At 70.6% G+C, this 17233-nt stretch carries 19 protein-coding genes; 4 read left to right on the plus strand and 15 right to left on the minus strand.

The annotated features are described in order from the left end of the window. Positions 1-230: 230 nt before the first annotated feature. Genes CRP55_RS53255 through CRP55_RS27345 form a run of 3 tightly spaced genes read right to left on the minus strand, consistent with a single transcriptional unit; the run spans position 231 to position 4154 of the window. Entirely contained in the window at positions 231-1553 is a 1323-nt protein-coding gene (locus tag CRP55_RS53255) for a hypothetical protein (protein ID WP_179855350.1), read from the minus strand. 16 nt (positions 1554-1569) lie between these two features. Next, on the minus strand, positions 1570-2673 hold the full coding sequence (locus CRP55_RS27340) for an aminopeptidase P family protein (RefSeq protein WP_097322996.1): 1104 nt from the start codon (positions 2671-2673) through the stop codon (positions 1570-1572). Beyond that, positions 2670-4154 carry an MFS transporter gene (locus tag CRP55_RS27345; protein ID WP_097322997.1) on the minus strand — a complete coding sequence of 495 codons (1485 nt, stop codon included), beginning with the start codon at positions 4152-4154 and terminating at the stop codon, positions 2670-2672. The genes CRP55_RS27340 and CRP55_RS27345 overlap by 4 nt, the downstream gene beginning before the upstream one ends. An 87-nt stretch (positions 4155-4241) precedes the next feature. Between CRP55_RS27345 and CRP55_RS27350 the strand changes: the two genes are divergently transcribed. Genes CRP55_RS27350 through CRP55_RS27365 form a run of 4 tightly spaced genes read left to right on the plus strand, consistent with a single transcriptional unit; the run spans position 4242 to position 8666 of the window. After that, positions 4242-5402 (plus strand): threonine/serine exporter family protein, encoded by a 1161-nt coding sequence (locus CRP55_RS27350; protein ID WP_097322998.1) that lies wholly within the window; start codon positions 4242-4244, stop codon positions 5400-5402. A gap of 35 nt (positions 5403-5437) precedes the next feature. Then, entirely contained in the window at positions 5438-6898 is a 1461-nt protein-coding gene (gene gadC / locus CRP55_RS27355; protein WP_097322999.1) for a glutamate/gamma-aminobutyrate antiporter GadC, read from the plus strand. Continuing rightward, complete coding sequence (locus CRP55_RS27360) at positions 6895-7332, plus strand: hypothetical protein (RefSeq protein ID WP_097323000.1); 438 nt, start codon at positions 6895-6897, stop codon at positions 7330-7332. The genes gadC and CRP55_RS27360 overlap by 4 nt, the downstream gene beginning before the upstream one ends. Continuing rightward, the gene (locus tag CRP55_RS27365) at positions 7329-8666 is read left to right on the plus strand and encodes a dipeptidase (protein WP_097323001.1); all 1338 of its coding nucleotides are present in this window, start codon (positions 7329-7331) and stop codon (positions 8664-8666) included. The genes CRP55_RS27360 and CRP55_RS27365 overlap by 4 nt, the downstream gene beginning before the upstream one ends. 60 nt (positions 8667-8726) lie before the next feature. Here the strand turns inward: CRP55_RS27365 and CRP55_RS55740 are convergent, their stop codons facing one another. The 12 genes from CRP55_RS55740 to ppk2 form a co-directional block, all read right to left on the minus strand. Beyond that, positions 8727-8861, minus strand: a complete 135-nt coding sequence (locus tag CRP55_RS55740; RefSeq protein ID WP_281260814.1) for a hypothetical protein — start codon at positions 8859-8861, stop codon at positions 8727-8729. Then, complete coding sequence (locus CRP55_RS27370) at positions 8861-9277, minus strand: hypothetical protein (RefSeq protein ID WP_097323002.1); 417 nt, start codon at positions 9275-9277, stop codon at positions 8861-8863. Before CRP55_RS27370 ends, CRP55_RS55740 begins: the two co-directional genes overlap by 1 nt. A gap of 8 nt (positions 9278-9285) precedes the next feature. Beyond that, positions 9286-10341, minus strand: coding sequence for a hypothetical protein (locus CRP55_RS27375; protein WP_097323003.1), 1056 nt, complete (start codon positions 10339-10341; stop codon positions 9286-9288). Between the two features lie 84 nt (positions 10342-10425). Beyond that, positions 10426-11487 carry a sulfite oxidase gene (locus CRP55_RS27380; RefSeq protein ID WP_097323004.1) on the minus strand — a complete coding sequence of 354 codons (1062 nt, stop codon included), beginning with the start codon at positions 11485-11487 and terminating at the stop codon, positions 10426-10428. A gap of 17 nt (positions 11488-11504) precedes the next feature. Next, positions 11505-12359, minus strand: a complete 855-nt coding sequence (locus tag CRP55_RS27385) for an enoyl-CoA hydratase/isomerase family protein (RefSeq protein ID WP_097323005.1) — start codon at positions 12357-12359, stop codon at positions 11505-11507. Next, positions 12356-13654: a Dyp-type peroxidase gene (locus CRP55_RS27390; RefSeq protein ID WP_097323006.1), complete on the minus strand. Its 1299-nt coding sequence runs from the start codon at positions 13652-13654 to the stop codon at positions 12356-12358. Before CRP55_RS27390 ends, CRP55_RS27385 begins: the two co-directional genes overlap by 4 nt. A gap of 7 nt (positions 13655-13661) precedes the next feature. Further along, the gene (locus tag CRP55_RS27395; RefSeq protein WP_097323007.1) at positions 13662-14672 is read right to left on the minus strand and encodes a DUF4331 family protein; all 1011 of its coding nucleotides are present in this window, start codon (positions 14670-14672) and stop codon (positions 13662-13664) included. Positions 14673-14689: 17 nt separating this feature from the next. Further along, positions 14690-15217 carry a hypothetical protein gene (locus CRP55_RS27400; protein ID WP_097323008.1) on the minus strand — a complete coding sequence of 176 codons (528 nt, stop codon included), beginning with the start codon at positions 15215-15217 and terminating at the stop codon, positions 14690-14692. Next, positions 15214-15765: an HdeD family acid-resistance protein gene (locus CRP55_RS27405; RefSeq protein ID WP_097323009.1), complete on the minus strand. Its 552-nt coding sequence runs from the start codon at positions 15763-15765 to the stop codon at positions 15214-15216. Before CRP55_RS27405 ends, CRP55_RS27400 begins: the two co-directional genes overlap by 4 nt. Continuing rightward, positions 15762-16211: a DUF7144 family membrane protein gene (locus CRP55_RS27410; RefSeq protein ID WP_097323010.1), complete on the minus strand. Its 450-nt coding sequence runs from the start codon at positions 16209-16211 to the stop codon at positions 15762-15764. Before CRP55_RS27410 ends, CRP55_RS27405 begins: the two co-directional genes overlap by 4 nt. A gap of 12 nt (positions 16212-16223) precedes the next feature. Beyond that, positions 16224-16442, minus strand: a complete 219-nt coding sequence (locus CRP55_RS27415; RefSeq protein WP_097323098.1) for a DUF8691 family protein — start codon at positions 16440-16442, stop codon at positions 16224-16226. Next, positions 16439-17233, minus strand: coding sequence for a polyphosphate kinase 2 (ppk2, locus tag CRP55_RS27420; RefSeq protein WP_097323011.1), 795 nt, complete (start codon positions 17231-17233; stop codon positions 16439-16441). The genes CRP55_RS27415 and ppk2 overlap by 4 nt, the downstream gene beginning before the upstream one ends.

The following is a 17233-nucleotide window of genomic DNA, read 5'->3' on the forward strand; positions in this document are numbered from 1 at the left end:
AGCGGTAGTGCACGTGGTATCGCGGGTGGGTCACGCCTTTGCCCTCGACGACCTCGGCACGCTCGAGCTCGGCCCGGTCGTTGTAGCGGATCCCGTCGCCGGTCATGGTCAAGCTCCTTCGCCCGCGGGCCGCCCGGCCGGCGGCCCGCACTCGAAGCTCAGACCGTCGAGGACAGGAGAACTCAGCGCTCGCCGCACACGAAATCGGCGCCGGTCGACGGGTGTCAGGGTCAGGTGGGTGACGGCTCCGGTCCGGGACGACGGCCCGACGGGGGTGGCCCGTCCCAAGGTCCGGGCTCCCGCCCCGTCCCCGACCGCGGCGGCGGGCCCGGGTCCGGTCCGGCCGGCGGCGTGTCAGGAGCAGATCCGGAGGTGGCCGGCGGCGTGCCAGGAGCAGATCCGGGGGCGGTCGGCGGCGTGCCTGGCCCGGGACCATGGCCGGGCGGAGGCGGAGCGGAGCCGGGACCGCTGCCGGGCGAGGGCGTGCCGTAGCCGGGATAGCCGCCGGCACCGGGTGGAGGTGCGCCGGGTGGAGGGGCACCGGGTCCGGGTGGGCCGGGTGGAGGGGCACCGGGACCGGGTGGGCCGTAGCCGGGCTGTGGCGCGCCGGGGCCGTAGCCGGGTGGTGGCGGCGGGGTGCCGGGGGCGGCGTTCGGATCCGGGGGCGGCGGTGGGGCCAGTTCGGCGTTCAGGGCGTCGAGGACCGCGTAGACCTGGGGGCGCAGCAGGCGCCAGTCGCGGGCGGCGGCCTGGGCGTCGCTCTCGTCGTCGATGGTGGCTATCAGGTCTCTCAGCAGGACCGCGACCTGGCCCGCGGTGGCCTGGCGGCTGTCGTCGCCGGCTCGGGCCGACAGGCCCTCCCAGCGGGTGATCAGGGCGATCAGGTCGTCGCGGACCGGGGGCCAGGCCAGGCGGCGCTCGGCGAACGTGGTCGTCTCCAGCACGCGCGGGATGGCCCGGTCGAGCAGCGCTCTGGTGTCGGCGGTCAGGCCGTCGAGTTCGGTGTCCCAGGAGTCCTTCTTGCGGGTTCGGACTATCAGGACCGCGGCGATCACGCCGCCCACGACCAGGAAGAGCAGGAACCAGGCGAGCAGGCTGCCGGAGTCGCTGTCGTCCGAGGCGGGAGCGGCCGCGACAGCGGAGGACGAGGTGGTCGCCGGGGCGGGAGCCTTGGTGGTCTGTTCGGCCGCGGTCGTCGTGCGGGTCGGCTCCGGTTCGGTGGTCCGGGTCGGTTCCGGCTCCTGCGTGCGGGTGGCTTCGGTGGTCCGGGTCGGTTCGGGTTCGGTGGTCCGGGTCGGTTCGGGTTCGGTCGTACGGGTCGGTTCGGGTTGCTGGGTACGAGTGGCTTCGGTGGTCCGGGTAGCTTCGGTGGTACGGGTCCGTGTCGGCTCGGCGTCGCCGGTGGGCTCGCCGGTCGCTTGCGGCCGGTCGAGGGAGATCTCCACCGACGGGCGGGTGGAGGGCAGCGCCACTCCGCCGTCGCCGTCCCCGCTACAAGCGGCCAGGCTCAGCAGCGTGGCGGCCGCCGCCACGGCCGCAACGCGGAAGCGCATCGAGGTCATCATCACCTCAGGCGACGATGTGCAGGTCGTGGCTGGTGTTGTTCAGCCGGCGGCCCGCGTTCTCGGTGACCGTGACGATGTCCTCGATGCGGACGCCGAAGCGGTCCGGCAGATAGATGCCGGGCTCGATCGAGAAGCACATGCCGGGCACCATCGGCCGGGTCTCGCCCTCCACCATGTACGGCGGCTCGTGGGTGGTCAGCCCGATCCCGTGACCCACCCGGTGGATGAAGTTCTCGCCGTAGCCCGCGTCCGTGATGACCTTGCGGGCGACCCGGTCGATCTCCTGGCAGGGCACGCCGGGCTGGACCGCCTCGAACGCCGCCTGCTGCGCCGCCCGGACGATGTCGAAGATGTCCCGCTCGAGCGGGGTCGGCGGGCCGACATGGACGGTACGGGTCGTGTCGGAGCCGTATCCGTCCTTCAGGCCGCCGAAGTCGAGCACCACCATGTCGCCCTCTTCGATGACCCGGTCGCCCATCTCGTGGTGCGGGTTGGCGCCGTTGGGCCCCGAGCCGACCACCGTGAAGTCGACCTGGGAGTGCCCGTGCTCGCGCAGGAAGCCCGCGAGGTCGTTGCCGACCTGTGTTTCCGTGCGGCCGGCGAAACGTACACCCTTAATTTGCTCGTACGCGGCGTCAGCCGCCGCCCCCGCCGCCTCCAGCAGGGCCACCTCGTCGGGCCCCTTGACCGCCCGCAGCATCGGCAGCGACGCCGTCATCGACGTGTACCGGGACTGCGGCAGCGCCGCCTGCAGGCCGAGCAGGTGCATGGCCCAGGCGTTGTCGGAGATCGCGTAGTGGCCGGCCGGGTCGAGCAGGCGGGAGACCGGCTCGTACGGATCGGTGCCGTCGGCCCAGTCCGTCGTCTCCACCACCGAATATCCGGGCGCCGCGGCCGCGTCCGGGCGTTCCAGCGTCGGCACGATCAGGTGCGGGTCGTGGTCGCCGTCGAGGATCAGCAGCGTGAGCCGCTCGGTGATCGCGGTCGGCTTGTAGCCGGTGAAGTAGGCGAGGTCGGGGCCGGGCGTGACCAGCAGCCCGGTCAGGCCGGCCGAGGCCGCCTGCGCCACCGCGGCCTCCATGCGGCGGGCGAAGTCTTTCGCAGTCATGCCGATGCACCTTCCAGGGGCTTGGTCGGGATCGTGTGGCTCGACGCGGCGGCGGCCGCGGCGAGGTGGACGGCGTGCGCGGGCTCGGAGCGGTGCCGGCGCAGCAGGACCACGAGGGCGATGCCGGCCGCCGACATGATGGCCAGGAACAGCGAGGCGGCGCTGAGCCCGGCGGCCAGCGCGTCCGCGGCGGGTTCGCCCTGATGGTTCTCGGTGGCGGCGGCGGAGACGGTCGCGGCGGCCGCCACGGCCAGCGATCCACCCACGTAGCGGGCCATGTTGGAGATGCCGGAGGCCTGCCCGACCTGCGAGGCGTCGACCGACGAGGTGGACGCCGACGAGGCGGGCCCGTTGGCGAAGCCGAGACCGACGGCAAGGACGATCAACGGAACGACGAAGGCCGCGTACGACCAATCAGCCGTCACAAAGATCAGCGCCCCGGCCCCGATCGTGGCCAGCAGGAAGCCACCGGCCACCGCGACCCGCCCGCCCAGCTTGACCGCCAGCGGGGTGATCAGCGGCGTCACCGCGATCATCGCGGCGGCGGCGGGCAGCGTCGCCAGACCGGCCTCGAGCGCGGTCATGCCGAACCCGGCCGGGTCCTGGAAGTAGAGCGAGAGCAGGTACATCAGGGCGTTGATGACGCCGGCCACGAGCAGGATGGCGATGGTCGAGCCGACCAGCACCGGGTTGCGCAGCAGCTTGAGGTCGACCAGCGGGGCCGCGGCGCGTTTCTCGACGGCCACGAAGCCGACGCCGCCGAGGACTGCGATGACCAGGCAGGAGATGGTCGGCACGGAGAGCCAGCCCCAGCTGCCGCTCTCGCTGAGCGCCAGCACCAGCGGGACCAGCAGCACGGCGACGAGCACGGTGCCGAGGATGTCGATGGACTTGCTGCGATGTTCGTCGCGCGATTCCTGTACGGCCGCGAGGGTCAGCGGGATGCAGCCGGCGGCGATCGCCGCGTCGATCCAGAACAGCCCCTGCCATCCGGTCGAGCCGACCAGGACGCCGCCGATGAGCGGCCCGATGGCGGCGCCGATGGCCGAGGCCGCTCCCCACATGGTGATGGCCTTCATCTGGGCCGCCCCGGACGAGGCGACCGACAGCAGGCTCATCCCGCAGGCGAGGATGGTCGACCCGGCCGCGCCCTGGATCATCCGCCCGGCGATCACGCCGGCCGCGTTCTGCGACAGCGCGATCAGCGCGCAGGAGGCGACGAACAGGACGAGGCCGCCGAGGAAGATCTTGCGGCGGCCGAAGACGTCGCCGAGCGCGCCCGAGGTGACGATGACCGCCGCCCCGACCAGCATGTAGCCGGTCACCGCCCATTGCAGAAGGTCGACCGAGGCGCCGACGTCCTGGCTGATCGCCGGGAGCAGGATCGTGACCGCGGACGTGTTGGCGTTCACCACCAGCGCGGAGACGCACGCCGCGAGGAGCACACCGGTGCCCGCGGCCCGGCTCGTTGTCACCGTCATGCGATCAGGGTCGCTGCCGCCTCCGTACGCCGGGATCCTTCGTTCCGGATGAATCCGTTTCGCACCGCGCACGGTTAGCTTCGGCCGATGGAGATCCTCGGGCCGCTGGTCGAGTGGCTGCTGCGCGGCAGCTTCGAGGGCACAGAGCGCAACGAGCGGATTGTGTACGACGTCGCGAAGCGCTACGGCTACTGCGCAGAGGTCACCTTCCTGGCCGATTCGGCGCTGCTCACGGTCGAGGGGCGCGCGTACTCGTACAGCCGGGAACCTGGTGTTCCGCCGCTGAATCAGGTCACCGCTTTCAAGAGGCTTCTCCAAGACCTGCCCGATCTGTCCGAAAAAGCGGCAGCGGAACAATTGCGGCAAATCGCCGCCATGCCTCCCCGCTGGAACAAGGCCTGGCAAGTGCTCGGGCTCGTGCTCTTCAGCGTCGGCTTCGGCATCTCGGTGCAGGCGACCTGGCAACAGGTCGGCGTCTCGGCGCTCACCGGCCTGCTCGTGGGTGGCCTCGTCGTCTCGGGACGGATGCGCCTGGCCCAGCCCTTCATCGCGTCCGTGCTCGTCACGGGCGTGGTGCTTCTGCTGTACGACAACGGGGTGCTCGACGGCGGGCCGATCCAGCTCATCGTCCCCGCGCTCTTCTACTTCATCCCCGGCGACGCGATCAGCGCCGGCGCCCTCGAACTCGCCATGAACCGTATGACCGCCGGCGCCGCCCGCCTCATCTACAGCACCGTAGTGCTGCTCGTGCTGGCCTTCGGCGCGCTGGTCGCCACCGTCCTGCTGCAGATGCCACCCAGCGTGCTGTTCGACGTGACCGTGCCCGGCAACCTCGGCCCGTTCGAGGTGTGGGGCGGATGGGTGCTGTTCGCGCTCGGGGTGATGTTCGTCTTCCAGATGGCGCCACGCGACTTCCCGTGGGCACTCGGCCTCATCCTTTTGACGGCCGCGGCGGCCGAGCTGGCGACTCGGGCGCTGGGCGACCCGTTCGGCACGTTCTTCGGCGCGGTGGTGATGACGATCGTCGCGCTGCGGCTCGGCCGGCGGCGGGGCGTTCCCCCGGCGTACGTCCTCTATCTCGGCGCCTTTTACGTCCTGACCCCCGGATCGCATGGCCTGCGCGGGCTGGAGAGCTGGATCGGCGGCAATCCGATCCAGGGCGTGGGCGGCGTGGCCGACATGGTGGGCCTGCTCGTCGCGATCGCCGTCGGCATGCTCGTGGGAGCGACACTCACTCGGAAAGGGTGAGGTGCGTCGCATCCAGCGCCACCGATGATCCGAGCATGAGCGCGACGGATGTGCCCGCCAACACGGGCGACAGGGCCGCGAAAACCCAGCAGGCGGTCAGATACATCTCCTGGGTCGCACTTGCCCTGATGACGACGAGTTCGGTGGCGAGCCTGAGGCCGGCACCGACCATGGCGGTCTACGGACTGGCCAGCATCTTCCTCTACCTGCTTCCGGCCATCGTGTTCCTGCTGCCGACCGCACTGGTCTCGGCGGAACTCGCCTCCGGCTGGACCGGTGGGGTCTACAAGTGGGTCAGCGAAGGTATCTCGAAGCCGATGGGCTTCCTGGCCGTCTGGTGCCAGTTCGCGATGACCATCTTCTACTACCCGAGCCTGCTGGGCTTCGTCGCCAGCACCCTGGCGTACGTCATCAACCCGGACCTGGCGTCCAGCGGCATCTGGACCGCGATCGTCATCATGGTCTGCTACTGGACCGGTGTCTGGGTCTCGTCGCGCGGCACCAGCGGCGTGGCCGGGCTGGCCAGCGCCGGCCTGGTCATCGGCACGCTGATCCCGGGTGTCCTGCTGGTGATCCTGGGCGTCGCGTTCCTCGGGCAGGGCAACGAGTCGGCCGCCCCGATGACCGCCGACAACCTGCTCCCGGCCTGGGCCGGCCTGTCCAGCCTCGTGCTCATCGTCAACAACTTCCTGTCCTACTCGGGCATGGAGATGAACGCTGTGCACGTGTCCTCGCTGCGCAAGCCCGGCCGCGAGTTCCCCCGGGCGATGTTCCTGGCCATGGGCCTCGTGCTGCTCATCTTCATCCTGCCGGCGCTGGCGATCAGCTGGATCGTCCCGGCCGACCAGCTTTCGCTCACGGCCGGCGTCATGCAGGCCTTCGACGCGGTCTTCGCCGAGTTCAACTCGCAGTGGCTGACCCCGATCCTCGGCGTCATGCTGGTCGCCGCCTCGCTCGGCGGCATGCTGACCTGGCTGGCCGGCCCGTCCAAGGGCCTGCTGCTGATCTCGCGCCAGGAGGGCTACCTGCCGCCGTTCCTGCAGAAGCTCAACAAGCACGGCGTGCAGCAGAACATCCTGGTCACCCAGGGCCTGGTCACCACGGTCATCGCGCTGGCGTACGCCCTGATCCCGGACGTGTCCAGTGTGTACTGGATCTTCTCGGTGATCACCACGCAGGTCTACCTGATCATGTACCTGCTGATGTTCGTGGCCGCCGTCCGGCTGCGCCGCAACAACCCCGACCACCCGCGCGGCTACAAGGCGCCCATGCTGACCGGCCTGTGCGGCGTCGGCTTCGCGGCCTCGCTGGCCGCCCTGCTCATCGGCTTCGTCCCGTCCTCGCAGTTCGGCTCGGGCAGCGTCGGCACCTATCTGGCCATCGTGGCCGGTGGCGCGCTCGGGCTCGGCCTGCTCGTGCCGTACCTCTTCTACCGCTTCCGCAAGCCGCACTGGAAGACCGAAACCGCCTCGGACCCGGAGGAGGCAGTCGCATGAAAGTCTCGGTCCAGCACAAGAGCAACACCGTGACCTACGTCGTGCTCGGCATCGTCTTCCTCGTGCTCTTCGGCACGGCGCTGTTCGCCTTCAGCAGCGCCCACGAGTCACGGCAGGCCGAGGAGAAGGCCCAGGAGCTGCAATCGCAGCTGTCGGCCGCCGGTATGCGGGTTCCCACGACCGATCAGATCGTCCGGGTCCTGGGCGACGACGGCGGCGCGGTCTGCGACAGCCCCGGCAACGCGCTGCGGCGGGCCACCCTCTACGGCCTGCTCACCAACGGCGCCGCCGGGCCCGGGCAGCGGCCGGTCATCGCCGACAACAAGGCGGTCCAGGGCCAGCTGATCATCATCAAGGTCTACTGCCCGCAGTACATCGAGGAATTCCAGGAAGTCATCGACGACCTCAAGCTCGACGACGTGGCGGCGACATGATGCGTTCTCAGATCGACGATTTGATGGGCCGGGCCCGCACGGACCTCGCCGAGCTGGTGTCCATCCGCTCGGTCGCGGACCCCCGGCAATATCCGGCGTCGGAGTGCGCGCGGGCGGCCCAGTGGGTGGTGGACAACTTCGCCGAGGTCGGTTTCACCGACCTGGCGCTGAAGGAGACGTCGGACGGGAGTCGCGCTGTTTATGGCGTACGGGCATCAAGCGTCCCGAACGCACCGACGGTGCTCCTGTACGCCCACTACGACGTGCAGCCCCCGCTCGACGAGGCCGCCTGGCGGACACCGCCGTTCGAGCTGACCGAGTCGGGCGGGCGCTGGTACGGCCGGGGCGCGGCCGACTGCAAGGGCAACATCGTCATGCACCTGACGGCGTTGCGCGCCCTCGGCCCCGACCTGCCGGTGAATCTGAAGCTCATCGTGGAAGGCTCCGAGGAGCAGGGCACGGGCGGCCTCGAGGACTTCGTCGCTCGCCATCCGTCATTGCTGTCGGCCGACGCGATCCTGGTGTGCGACACCGGAAACGCGGCCGTCGGAGTACCCGCCGCTACTGTCACGTTGCGAGGCCTCGTCAACGTGGTCGTCACTGTGAAAACCCTCTCGGGCGAGCTCCACTCCGGAATGTTCGGCGGCGCGGCGCCCGATGCCTTGGCGGGACTGATACAGATATTGTCGTCTTTACGCGATAAATCGGGCAACACGACGATCGCGGGACTGGACCACTCACAGACCTGGACCGGCGCGCCCTACCCGACCGACCAGTTCCGCTCCGACTCGGGCCTGCTGCCCGGGGTGGGGCTGCTGGGCGACGGCACGGTGTCGGACATGATCTGGGCCCGCCCCGCCGTGACGGTCCTGGGCATCGACGCCCCACCGGTGGTCGGCTCGGCCGCGGCCATCCAGCCGCACGCCCGGGCCCGCCTCAACCTGCGCGTCCCACCCGGCACCGACGCGGTGAAAGCGCAGGACGCTTTGATCGCCCAGTTGCACGCCGCGGCACCGTGGGGCGTGCAGGTCGACGTCGAAAAGGAGGCGCTGGGCCAGCCCTTCGAGGCCCACACGGGCGGCCCGGCCTACCAGGCGCTGGCCGCCGCCATGAAGGAGGCCTTCGGCCGCGACATGACCACCCTGGGCCAGGGCGGCTCCATCCCGCTGTGCAACGTCTTCGCCGACACCTATCCCGGCGCGGAGATCATCCTGATGGGCGTGGAGGAGCCGCAGGCCCTCATCCACGCGCCCAACGAGAGTGTCGACCCGACCGAGATAGCCGCCCTGGCCCACGCCGAGGCGCTGTTCCTCCAGTCGTACAAGAAATCCTGAGCCCCTCTTCGTTCCGCCCCTCGCCCGGCCTCCACCCGAAGGAGGCCGGGCGAGCCCACGTCATAGCGCATACCAGCGATCCGGTACGACCTCCCGAAGCTCACCCCGCTCGGCCAGGAGCCGGCAGGCGGCGGTGAGCTGGGCGTCGTCGGCGGCCTCCCCGAGGAACCGGTGGACGCGCCACCGCGCCGGCATCAGGGTCCACCGATGGCCTCGCGGCGAAGGAAAGTCAGGAAAGCCCGCAGATCCGCCGCCACCTCGACCGCGCAGTCCGCGTCGTACGTCTCGCCGAGGAGGGCGCCGCCGGACAACCGGAGAACGGGCCCGTCCGCTCCGCCGGGCAGGGCGAACAGCGCGCCACCGCCGTCGCTGCCGAACACGACCACCGGCCGCCCGTCGCTCAGCCGCCGAGGATGGCCCGGGTCCTCGCCCGGCAGCGGCGGGCGGTGGATCCAGTAGCCGATGCCGGCGTCGGGCAGCCGCACTTCGGCCACGACACGGTGGAAGGCCAGCAGGGCGTCGCTGTGCAGGCCGGCCATCTCCGCGGCGGTGGCCGCATCAGTGCCGCGGCACACGTCATCGCGCCACCGCTCGATCCAGGTTTCGTCCATTTCGGCCATCAGAACACGAAGTAGCTGTAGTGGTAGGGCCGGCCGCGCTCGTAGATGGCCCTCAGCCAGGGCTGCCCGGCCTCGGGCAGCCGGGCCAGAACGTCGAGGAAGATCCGCCCATCCGGCATGAGGCGGTGACTGGGCAGCAGTGCCGGCAGGGCCTCAGGCAGCATCGGCACCGACCGCCCGACCGGGGCCGGTTCGCGGTGGAAAGCCAAGTGGCGCCAGGCGTCCCAGGCCAGGGGCACCGCCCTCACCGGCGGGGCCACCGGCCAGACCCGGCCGGTCTGTGGATGTACCGGCACGAGGGCGAGGTCGCCGTCGGCGGGCGGAAGGCCGGGACCGGCCAAGGCCAGCGTGCGCTCCGGCCCGGCGCCGGGCGGCCCGAGAAGACGGTCCAGCATGGGCCGGAAGACCTCGGCGACCCGCTGATCCGCAATCACGATCTGATCGCCGCCGGAGGCGGCCAGCAGATGCGCCAGCGCCGAGGCCACGGCGGCCTCCCACATCGGGTTCCAGCCGCCGTCCGGTTCGGACAGCGGTACGCCCGGCCGCTGATCCATCAGGTCCGACCAGTCGAGCACAGGGTGCGGTCCGGGACCGCCCTCGAGCACGCGGATCGCCGGCGGATACAGCCAGATCGCCTGCCGCAGACCACAGTCGTCGATCCGGGTGGCCACCGGCGTGCGGCAACTGACGCAGACCGTGTTGGGCTCGACACCGTCGAGACCACAACATCCGTACTCGCCGACCAGCGCCGGATCGATGACGCTGCCGCGCACATCCCCCGGCCCGACCAGCACCCGGCCGGGCGGCCCCACGGAGACTCTGACCCGCCGCCCGTACCAGCCGAGGGCCTCCGCCTCACCGGTCCCGAGCTCCTCCCACGGGCGCCACGGCGGCCCGGACGGCAGCGGATCCACAGCGAAGGTCCCCGACTCCAGCGCCGGCTCGAGCGACCCCGGGCCGTTGCCGTATTTCTGATGCGCGTGCACGGGAAGCGCCACCTCGGACACCGGCACCGTCAGAGCGGCCCCGCACACCCGGCAGCCGAAAACCGTCACGCGAACCACCGTTGTCCCGACCGAGCCGACGCCAATCGCCGTGCAATTTAACAGCTCGACCGATCGCCCGGCGCCCCATTAAGGTCAGCGAACCTCGACGTAGGAGAGCTCGACCGCGTTGTTTCCGTAGCCCAGGCGGTTCCATGGTGGGACCTCGGGCTGAACGTTGCCGGCGGCGTCGCGGGCGCGGGCCCGGATGCTGTGCCGGCCCGGGGTGGCCTCCCACCGGAAACTCCAGTCCTGCCACTGGTACGGGCCGCGCGGGGGTTCCACCGTGGCCGGGGCCCACTCGCTCTCGCCGGTGAAACTCAGTCCGACCTCGGTGATCGGCCCGGCCCCGGACCACGCCTTGCCGTGGATCATGTGCGTGCCGGCCGGGATGAAGGCGCCCGGCTGCGGGTCGGTGATGCGGGCGCGGATGCGCATCAGCGTCACCGGCTCGGACGGGCGGTCGGGCCACTGGTAGACGTAGTGGCCGGTCTGGAACTCGCCGGTGAACGGTTCGGTGATCACGTCCAGGCGTTCGAGCCACTTCACCGAGGCCACCGCGTACCAGTGCGGCACCACCAGGCGGAACGGGGCGCCGTGGTCGGGCTGGAGGGGCTCGCCGTTCATCTCGTACGCGATGAGGATGTCGGCGGCCGGGTCGCTCGCGTGCGGCAGCGCCAGCGAGCGGACGAAGCTCAGGTCGGCGTCGGCCGGCTCCAGCACCGACGCCAGGTGGTATTTGCCGTGGTCGGCGCCCTGGCACCGCAGCTCGACACCGTCGGCGCGGGGGCCGGCTTGTGACAGCACGTCGGCCAGCCGGGCGCCGGTCCAGACGGCGGTGGACACCGCGTATCCGCCCCACGGCTCCCCGGTGGGCAGCGGGCGCATGTCGAGCCGGCCGTTGCCCGCGCATTCGAGGGTGACCGCCTGGGTGACGGCCGGCAGCGACCGCAGGTCGTCCACGGTCAGGGTCAGCGGGCGGTCGACCGCGCCGCCCACCGTGAGGGTTCCGCCGTGGTCGGGCAGGGCGAAATTGCTGCGTACGTAGTGCAGCTCCGTCGGCGTCGTGTGGCCGGCCAGGCCGGAGTGCGGCGCTTCGGCGTTGAACGGCTCGTCCTTGATCATGGTGAGGGACGCACGGTTGCGGGTGATCGTCATGGCGGCGCTCCTGAGGCTCAGTAGTCGGCGTCGTGGAAGTGCGGATCACGGTTGTCGTTGAACGCGCCGATGCCCTCGGCCCGGTCGGGGTGCACGGCCGAGCGCCAATGGGCCTCCATCATGATCGCGATGGCCTGTTCGATCGGCTGGCCGTCGCCCATCCGTACGGCCCGCTTGACCGCCTGGACCGCGGTCGGCGAGTTGCTCGCGATCTTCTCGGCGATGCGCGTCGCGGCCGGCATCAGGTCGCCCGGCGGATGGAGCTCGTTGACCAGGCCCAGCCGGTACGCCTCGGCGGCGGTGATCGGCTCGCCGGTCATGAGCATCTGCAGGGCGCGGCCGGGCGGCAGCAGCCGGGGCAGCAGCGCGGGCGATCCGCCGCCGGCCGACAGCCCGATCATCGCCTCGGGCTGCCCGAAGGTGGCGTTCTCGGCGGCGATGATGAAGTCGGTGCTCTGTGCGATCTCGGAGCCGCCGCCGTAGGCGATGCCGTTGACCGCCGCGAAGATCGGCTTTCGGAGCTGCCGGAGCGTGTAGAGGGTGCGGTCGAAGTCCTGGCGCTGGCGCAGCCACTGTTGCTTGGTCATGCTCCGGCGCTGCCGCAGGTCGCTGCCGACCGAGAAGGCCCGCGTGCCGGCGCCGGTGAGGATCGCGACGCGGACCGACGGCTCCACCGCGATGGTCTCGAGGACCTCGGTGAGCCGGGCGCCCATCTCGGTGCTGATCGCGTTGTCGGCGCCGGGGCGGTTGAGGGTGATGACGGCGATCGCGCCGCCGGAGAGACGGTCGAGCAGGACGGACTTGGCCGGGTCCTCGTCGTCCGGGGCGGGCGGCCCGAAGTCGAGGGACTTCCAGCGGTCGGTGGTGGTCATGGCATCTCCCGGAGGTCGGCGATCCACCGCAGGGCGCTGAGGCTGGGGGCGAAGCAGTATTCGCCGCCGCGGGTGACGACGAACGGTGGCAGGTCGCGCAGCCGCCGGCGGATCGGCTGCCGTGGGACGGTGAAGTCGCCGCCGCGGCCCACGAGCGGGTCGCTCTCCTGCGGCGCGCCGATGAAGATTCCGTCGTTGAGCCACTGCGTCTTGACGAACTCGAACTGGCGGCGAGGGTGGGCGCCGGCGAAGACGAAGATGATGCCCCGGTCGGCGCCGTCGTCCTCGAGCACCCCGTCCGGCAGCGGCGGCCCATAGCTGGTGCCCCGGCGGATCATCCGGTGCAGGCGGACGTCGACGGCGCCTTCGTGGTCGAGGGCGTCGCGGGGGTTGGCCCGGCGGGCGTGCGCCCCGGCCGGGCATTTGAGGCCACGGAGGTCGTCGCCGTACCGGAAATCGTTGTTGCGCTTCGGATCCGCGCCGAGCGACGGGTCGTCGCCGTCCGGCGCCAGGGTGAGCGGCGCCCCGCTGGGCCAGCGGCCGACCATCTTCGCGCCGAGCAGCGCCTCCTCCCGCCGGTCGGCGGCCCGGTCGCGCAGATAGCGCCGATAGGCGGCGACGCGAGTGTGCAGCTTGCGGAAGACCACGTACGTGCCGTTGCGGCCCAGCACTTCCGGCACCGGCATCGGCGCCTGACCGCCGGTCTCGTCGGGGTAGCCGAGGATGAACTCGCCGGCCTTGATCGGCGTCTCACCCGGGTGCTCCCCCAGACCTTCGACGGCCGGCTGCCCGATGCCGTCCTTGAAGCCGAACGAGGTGCGCCCGGTCGGCAGCTGGTAGCAGTCCTGCCGCCAGATCACCTCGACGCCCGGGAACTCCTCCCGGGCCCGCCGGGCCTTCGCCACCGCCTCGTCCAGGCTCGCCTGGTCGGGGGCCAGGGTGGCCAGCGCGATGTGCACGTCCGGGCCGCCCAGCGGCGGCTCCCAGTTCTCCGGGCCGCTCTCGCCGACGTCGCCGAGGATCGCCGCGCGGGCCGCCATGCCCTCACGGAACTCGGGGGCGAAGCCGGCCAGCGATTCCGGCGGCACACCGAGCGCCTCGAGCCCGCGGTAGGTGAAGGCGACGGTCAGCCACGCGCCGCCGGCGCCGGCCGGCGACAGCAGTGGGATGAGCCGCCGGACGAGCTTGCGCCCGTCCCGGCGGTCGTTCACCCGCAGCAGGAGGTAGGTGCCGACGTACGGCGACGGCCGCTCGTGCAGCGCGCCCGCCTGGATGTCGTCGAGGTCGAGGTCCATCGCGGTCCTAGAGGTGTGCGGGCGGCTTGGGCGGGTCCGGGTTCGGCTCGGCCAGGTACGGGAACGTCCGCGTCGCGGGACGGCTGGACCGGTCGACGCCGTCACGGATCACCGGTCCGGCCCCGCCGTTGATCAGGAAGGTGAAGAGGGTGTCCATGGCGTCGTCGTTGAGCGAGCGGCCACCGCAGGTGCGGTGCGGGTTCCCGGCCAGCCCGGCCCTTTCGATCTCCAGGAAGGACCCGCTTTCCGCGTACGGCTTGGTGACGTCCACGACGAGGTGGTCGGCCAGGAAGAAGTCGGTCAGAGGGTGGCGCCCGTCCGGGCCGACGGGCCAGTCGGTGCGGCCGTCCAGCCCGTCCCAGAAGGCCAGGTTGGCGTCGAGCCGCGCCCGGTAGGCGCCGAGGTAGCCGTCGGCCAGGTGGAACGCGTCCTCCATGTTGTAGAGGTCGCGGATCTCCAGGTCCCGGTTGACCCGGTCGAACTGCTTCGGTCCCAGCAGCAGGTTCTTGACCTCGGGCCGCCCGGTGCGCTCGATGCGCACGTTGTGGCGGCCCCGGGTGAGCGTCTCGGCCACCACGCCGAGCAGCGAGTGGCCGGCGCAGTCGATCTCGAGCACGATGCTCAGGACGTTCTTGCCGTCCAGATAGATGGCGGAGGGGTCGGTGAAGGCCAGTTGCCCGGTCGCCACCGTCCGCAGGGCGGCCGGCGCGTCGAGGATGAACGGATCCCACCGCGGCCCGGCGAAAGCCCGTACCACCGCAAGAGGTCCTTGGCATTCGACCTCGCCCGAGGCGGAGAAGACACAATCGAAGACCAGAGGTACGCCGTCCGGCAGCGGCTTCAGGCGGAACCGGTAGATCAGCCCGTCCGAGTGCCGGGCGTCGTAGGGCGCGAACGGCAGCGTGTTCATCACCAGCACCAGGTGGCCCGGATTCTCGGGACTGGGGAAGGCGTACACGTCGGTGATGTCGGCGATCGGCTCGGCGAGCGCGCGGGGACCCGAGATGTGGTCGGACATGTGCGGCTCCCCCGCCTTCAGTCGGCGGCTTCGGCGAGCAGCGGGGCCAGGGCCGGCGCCTGGAGCGCCTCGGCCGCCGCCGGGTCGTCGAGCACCTCCTGGAAGGCGCGGTTCACGCGCTCGGCCTTGCGGATCTGTTTGACCGTCCCGCCGTAGTTGCGCGAGTAGCCGCCGGCGGTGACCTGGGCGCTCAGGATGAACTTCTTGACCGACTCGAGGTCGGGCAGACCGTCGTAGCCCTCGACGTGCCGGAAGATCGCGTCGAACAGCTTCAACGGCTTGGACGCGAAGTCGTCCATGTACGAGTCCCACGGCCCGTCGAAGCTCGTCGCGAACAGCAGCCGGGTGTCGTCGTCGAACGGCACGAATCGCGCCTCGTGGATGGTCGCGATCGGCAGGTCGTAGTCGCCGTCCCGGTAGCCGGGCGCCGCCTGGAGCTCGCGCAGGGCCTCGCGCAGGGCCGGGCCGTGACCCGGCCGCACATGGAAGAAGAGAGAGAACTCGCTGGTCGGTCCGACACTCAGGCCGGGACGAGAAGTGGTCACGAGTAGGCGCCTTCCGGCTGGGCCCGCAAACGGGCGATCGACACGAAGACCAGGCAGATGCCGACGAAGACCAGGACGGTCGCGCCGAAGAAGAGGAAGGCTTGCAGGCCGATGCTCGGCCAGACCAGCAGGGCTATGCCGGCCAGGACGGCCACGATGCCCAGGCCGATGCGCCAGCTGCCGCCGGACTCGCCGCTTCCCACAGTGGAGAAGATCTCGGCCAGGCCGTCGAGCATCCAGCCCAGGGCGACGATCAGCAGCAGGATGCCGAGCGAGGCGATGACGTTGCGCATGCAGAGGATGCCGAGCAGGGCGGTCAGCACGCCGAGGATGATCCCGAGCACCCGGTTCAGGACCGGGTACCCGGGGCTCATCAGCAGCGCCACCGTGCGGACGACGCCCGCGATCAGCAGGTTGAGGCCGAACAGGAAGGCCACGACCTTCAGGGTGGCCTCGGGCCACGAGAACGCGACGACCCCGACGACGATGGCGAGGATGCCGCCGGCCAGCCTCAGCCAGTTGAGCGAGCGGGACACGGCAACGCTCACTTGACCTCGCGGCCGTGCACCGCGAGCGCGTAGATGATCAGGACGTCCATCGCGATGACGATCGCGCACCAGATCGGGTAGGCCGGCAGGAACGCCGCGTTGGCCAGGGCGCTCAGGCAGGCGATGATGATGCCGACCACGCGGGCCCACGTCTGGCCGGCGAAGATGCCGATGCCGGTGCCGACCGCGATCAGGCCGATGATCAGGTGCGTCCAGCCCCACGCGGTGTAGTCGAGGGTGAGGATCAGGCCGCTGTTGGTGGTCAGGTAGTAGTCGTCGCGGACGATCGCGACGATGCCCTCCATGATCTGGAAGCCGCCCATCAGCATGAGCATCACGGCGGCGAAGACGACCACCCCGACCCAGGCGGTCGGCTCGGCGGTGCGGCGGCGAGGGGCGACGTACGCCTCGTCCGCGTAGTTTGACCTTGCCGTTGTGTCGGACATGTCCGTCCCCAATCAGGATTCTTGCGAAGGTGGAATACGCCGGACCTCGATGAGCCGTAGCCCGAGGCCGTGAATGCGGGAGATCAGCCCCACCACTGCCGACTGGTCCGGCAGTGATCCGTGCAGGATCGTCTCCGGCGGCTCCACGCTGACCGTGAGGTCGCGCAGCTCCTCCAGAAGCTCCTCGGGAATCACCCCGGAGACCCTGACCTGATAGGTCGCGTCGGTCATGACCACGTGCCTCCCTCCATCAGGGCGACCTCCTCGTCGCCCGGCACGACGATCCGCGGATCCGGCGTGAAGTCGAGGTCGGGAGCGCGGTGCTTGTAGTCGACGGCGTTGAGGATGACCTTCATGGTGTTCAGCCGTGCCTTTTGCTTGTCGTTGGAGCGCACGATCGTCCAGGGCGCCATCGGCGTCCCGGTGCGCCGCAACATGTCGTACTTGCGGTTGGTGAAGTCGTCCCAGCGGTCCTGCGCCTGCATGTCGATCTCGCTGAGCTTCCATTGCCGCAGCGGGTCGGTGCGGCGGCGTTCGAAGCGGCGGGCCTGTTCCTCGCGGGTGACGCTGTAGTAGAGCTTGACCAGGATCGTGCCGGTGCGTACGAGATCCTTCTCGAAGCCGGTGACCCCGTCGAGGAAGTCCATGTACTCCTTGGGCGTGCAGAATCCGAAGACCTGTTCGACCATCGCGCGGTTGTACCAGCTGCGGTCGAACAGGACCATCTCGCCGCCGGCCGGGAACTGGGCCACGTACCGCTGGTAGTACCACTGCGAGCGCTGCTCCTCGGTGGGCCGGCCGAGGGCGACCACCCGGTACCGCTTCTCGTTCATGAAGCGGGTGACCCGGCGGATCGCCCCGCCCTTGCCGGCGGCGTCGCGGCCCTCGAAGAGCACGATCATCCGCAGGTTCTGGATCTCGAGATGCTGCTGCAGCTTGAGCAGCTCGACCTGCCAGGGCCGCAGGGCGTGCTCGGCGTCGAGCTTGCGGGCCGCCTTCTCATGCGAGTGTTCGAGATCCAT

Source organism: Paractinoplanes atraurantiacus (genome assembly GCF_900215205.1).
Classification (GTDB): domain Bacteria; phylum Actinomycetota; class Actinomycetes; order Mycobacteriales; family Micromonosporaceae; genus Actinoplanes; species Actinoplanes atraurantiacus.

What these genes read in the sequence shown, in the direction of transcription:
- CRP55_RS53255 (WP_179855350.1), bottom strand. Translation starts at nt 1,553, where the DNA reads ATGCGCTTCCGCGTTGCGGCCGTGGCGGCGGCCGCCACGCTGCTGAGC.
- CRP55_RS27415 (WP_097323098.1), bottom strand. Translation starts at nt 16,442, where the DNA reads ATGACCGACGCGACCTATCAGGTCAGGGTCTCCGGGGTGATTCCCGAG.
- CRP55_RS27380 (WP_097323004.1), bottom strand. Translation starts at nt 11,487, where the DNA reads ATGACGATCACCCGCAACCGTGCGTCCCTCACCATGATCAAGGACGAG.
- CRP55_RS27370 (WP_097323002.1), bottom strand. Translation starts at nt 9,277, where the DNA reads ATGGACGAAACCTGGATCGAGCGGTGGCGCGATGACGTGTGCCGCGGC.
- CRP55_RS27395 (WP_097323007.1), bottom strand. Translation starts at nt 14,672, where the DNA reads ATGTCCGACCACATCTCGGGTCCCCGCGCGCTCGCCGAGCCGATCGCC.
- CRP55_RS27410 (WP_097323010.1), bottom strand. Translation starts at nt 16,211, where the DNA reads ATGTCCGACACAACGGCAAGGTCAAACTACGCGGACGAGGCGTACGTC.
- ppk2 (WP_097323011.1), bottom strand. Translation starts at nt 17,233, where the DNA reads ATGGATCTCGAACACTCGCATGAGAAGGCGGCCCGCAAGCTCGACGCC.
- CRP55_RS27340 (WP_097322996.1), bottom strand. Translation starts at nt 2,673, where the DNA reads ATGACTGCGAAAGACTTCGCCCGCCGCATGGAGGCCGCGGTGGCGCAG.
- gadC (WP_097322999.1), top strand. Translation starts at nt 5,438, where the DNA reads ATGAGCGCGACGGATGTGCCCGCCAACACGGGCGACAGGGCCGCGAAA.
- CRP55_RS27390 (WP_097323006.1), bottom strand. Translation starts at nt 13,654, where the DNA reads ATGGACCTCGACCTCGACGACATCCAGGCGGGCGCGCTGCACGAGCGG.
- CRP55_RS55740 (WP_281260814.1), bottom strand. Translation starts at nt 8,861, where the DNA reads ATGCCGGCGCGGTGGCGCGTCCACCGGTTCCTCGGGGAGGCCGCCGAC.
- CRP55_RS27365 (WP_097323001.1), top strand. Translation starts at nt 7,329, where the DNA reads ATGATGCGTTCTCAGATCGACGATTTGATGGGCCGGGCCCGCACGGAC.
- CRP55_RS27350 (WP_097322998.1), top strand. Translation starts at nt 4,242, where the DNA reads ATGGAGATCCTCGGGCCGCTGGTCGAGTGGCTGCTGCGCGGCAGCTTC.
- CRP55_RS27385 (WP_097323005.1), bottom strand. Translation starts at nt 12,359, where the DNA reads ATGACCACCACCGACCGCTGGAAGTCCCTCGACTTCGGGCCGCCCGCC.
- CRP55_RS27360 (WP_097323000.1), top strand. Translation starts at nt 6,895, where the DNA reads ATGAAAGTCTCGGTCCAGCACAAGAGCAACACCGTGACCTACGTCGTG.
- CRP55_RS27345 (WP_097322997.1), bottom strand. Translation starts at nt 4,154, where the DNA reads ATGACGGTGACAACGAGCCGGGCCGCGGGCACCGGTGTGCTCCTCGCG.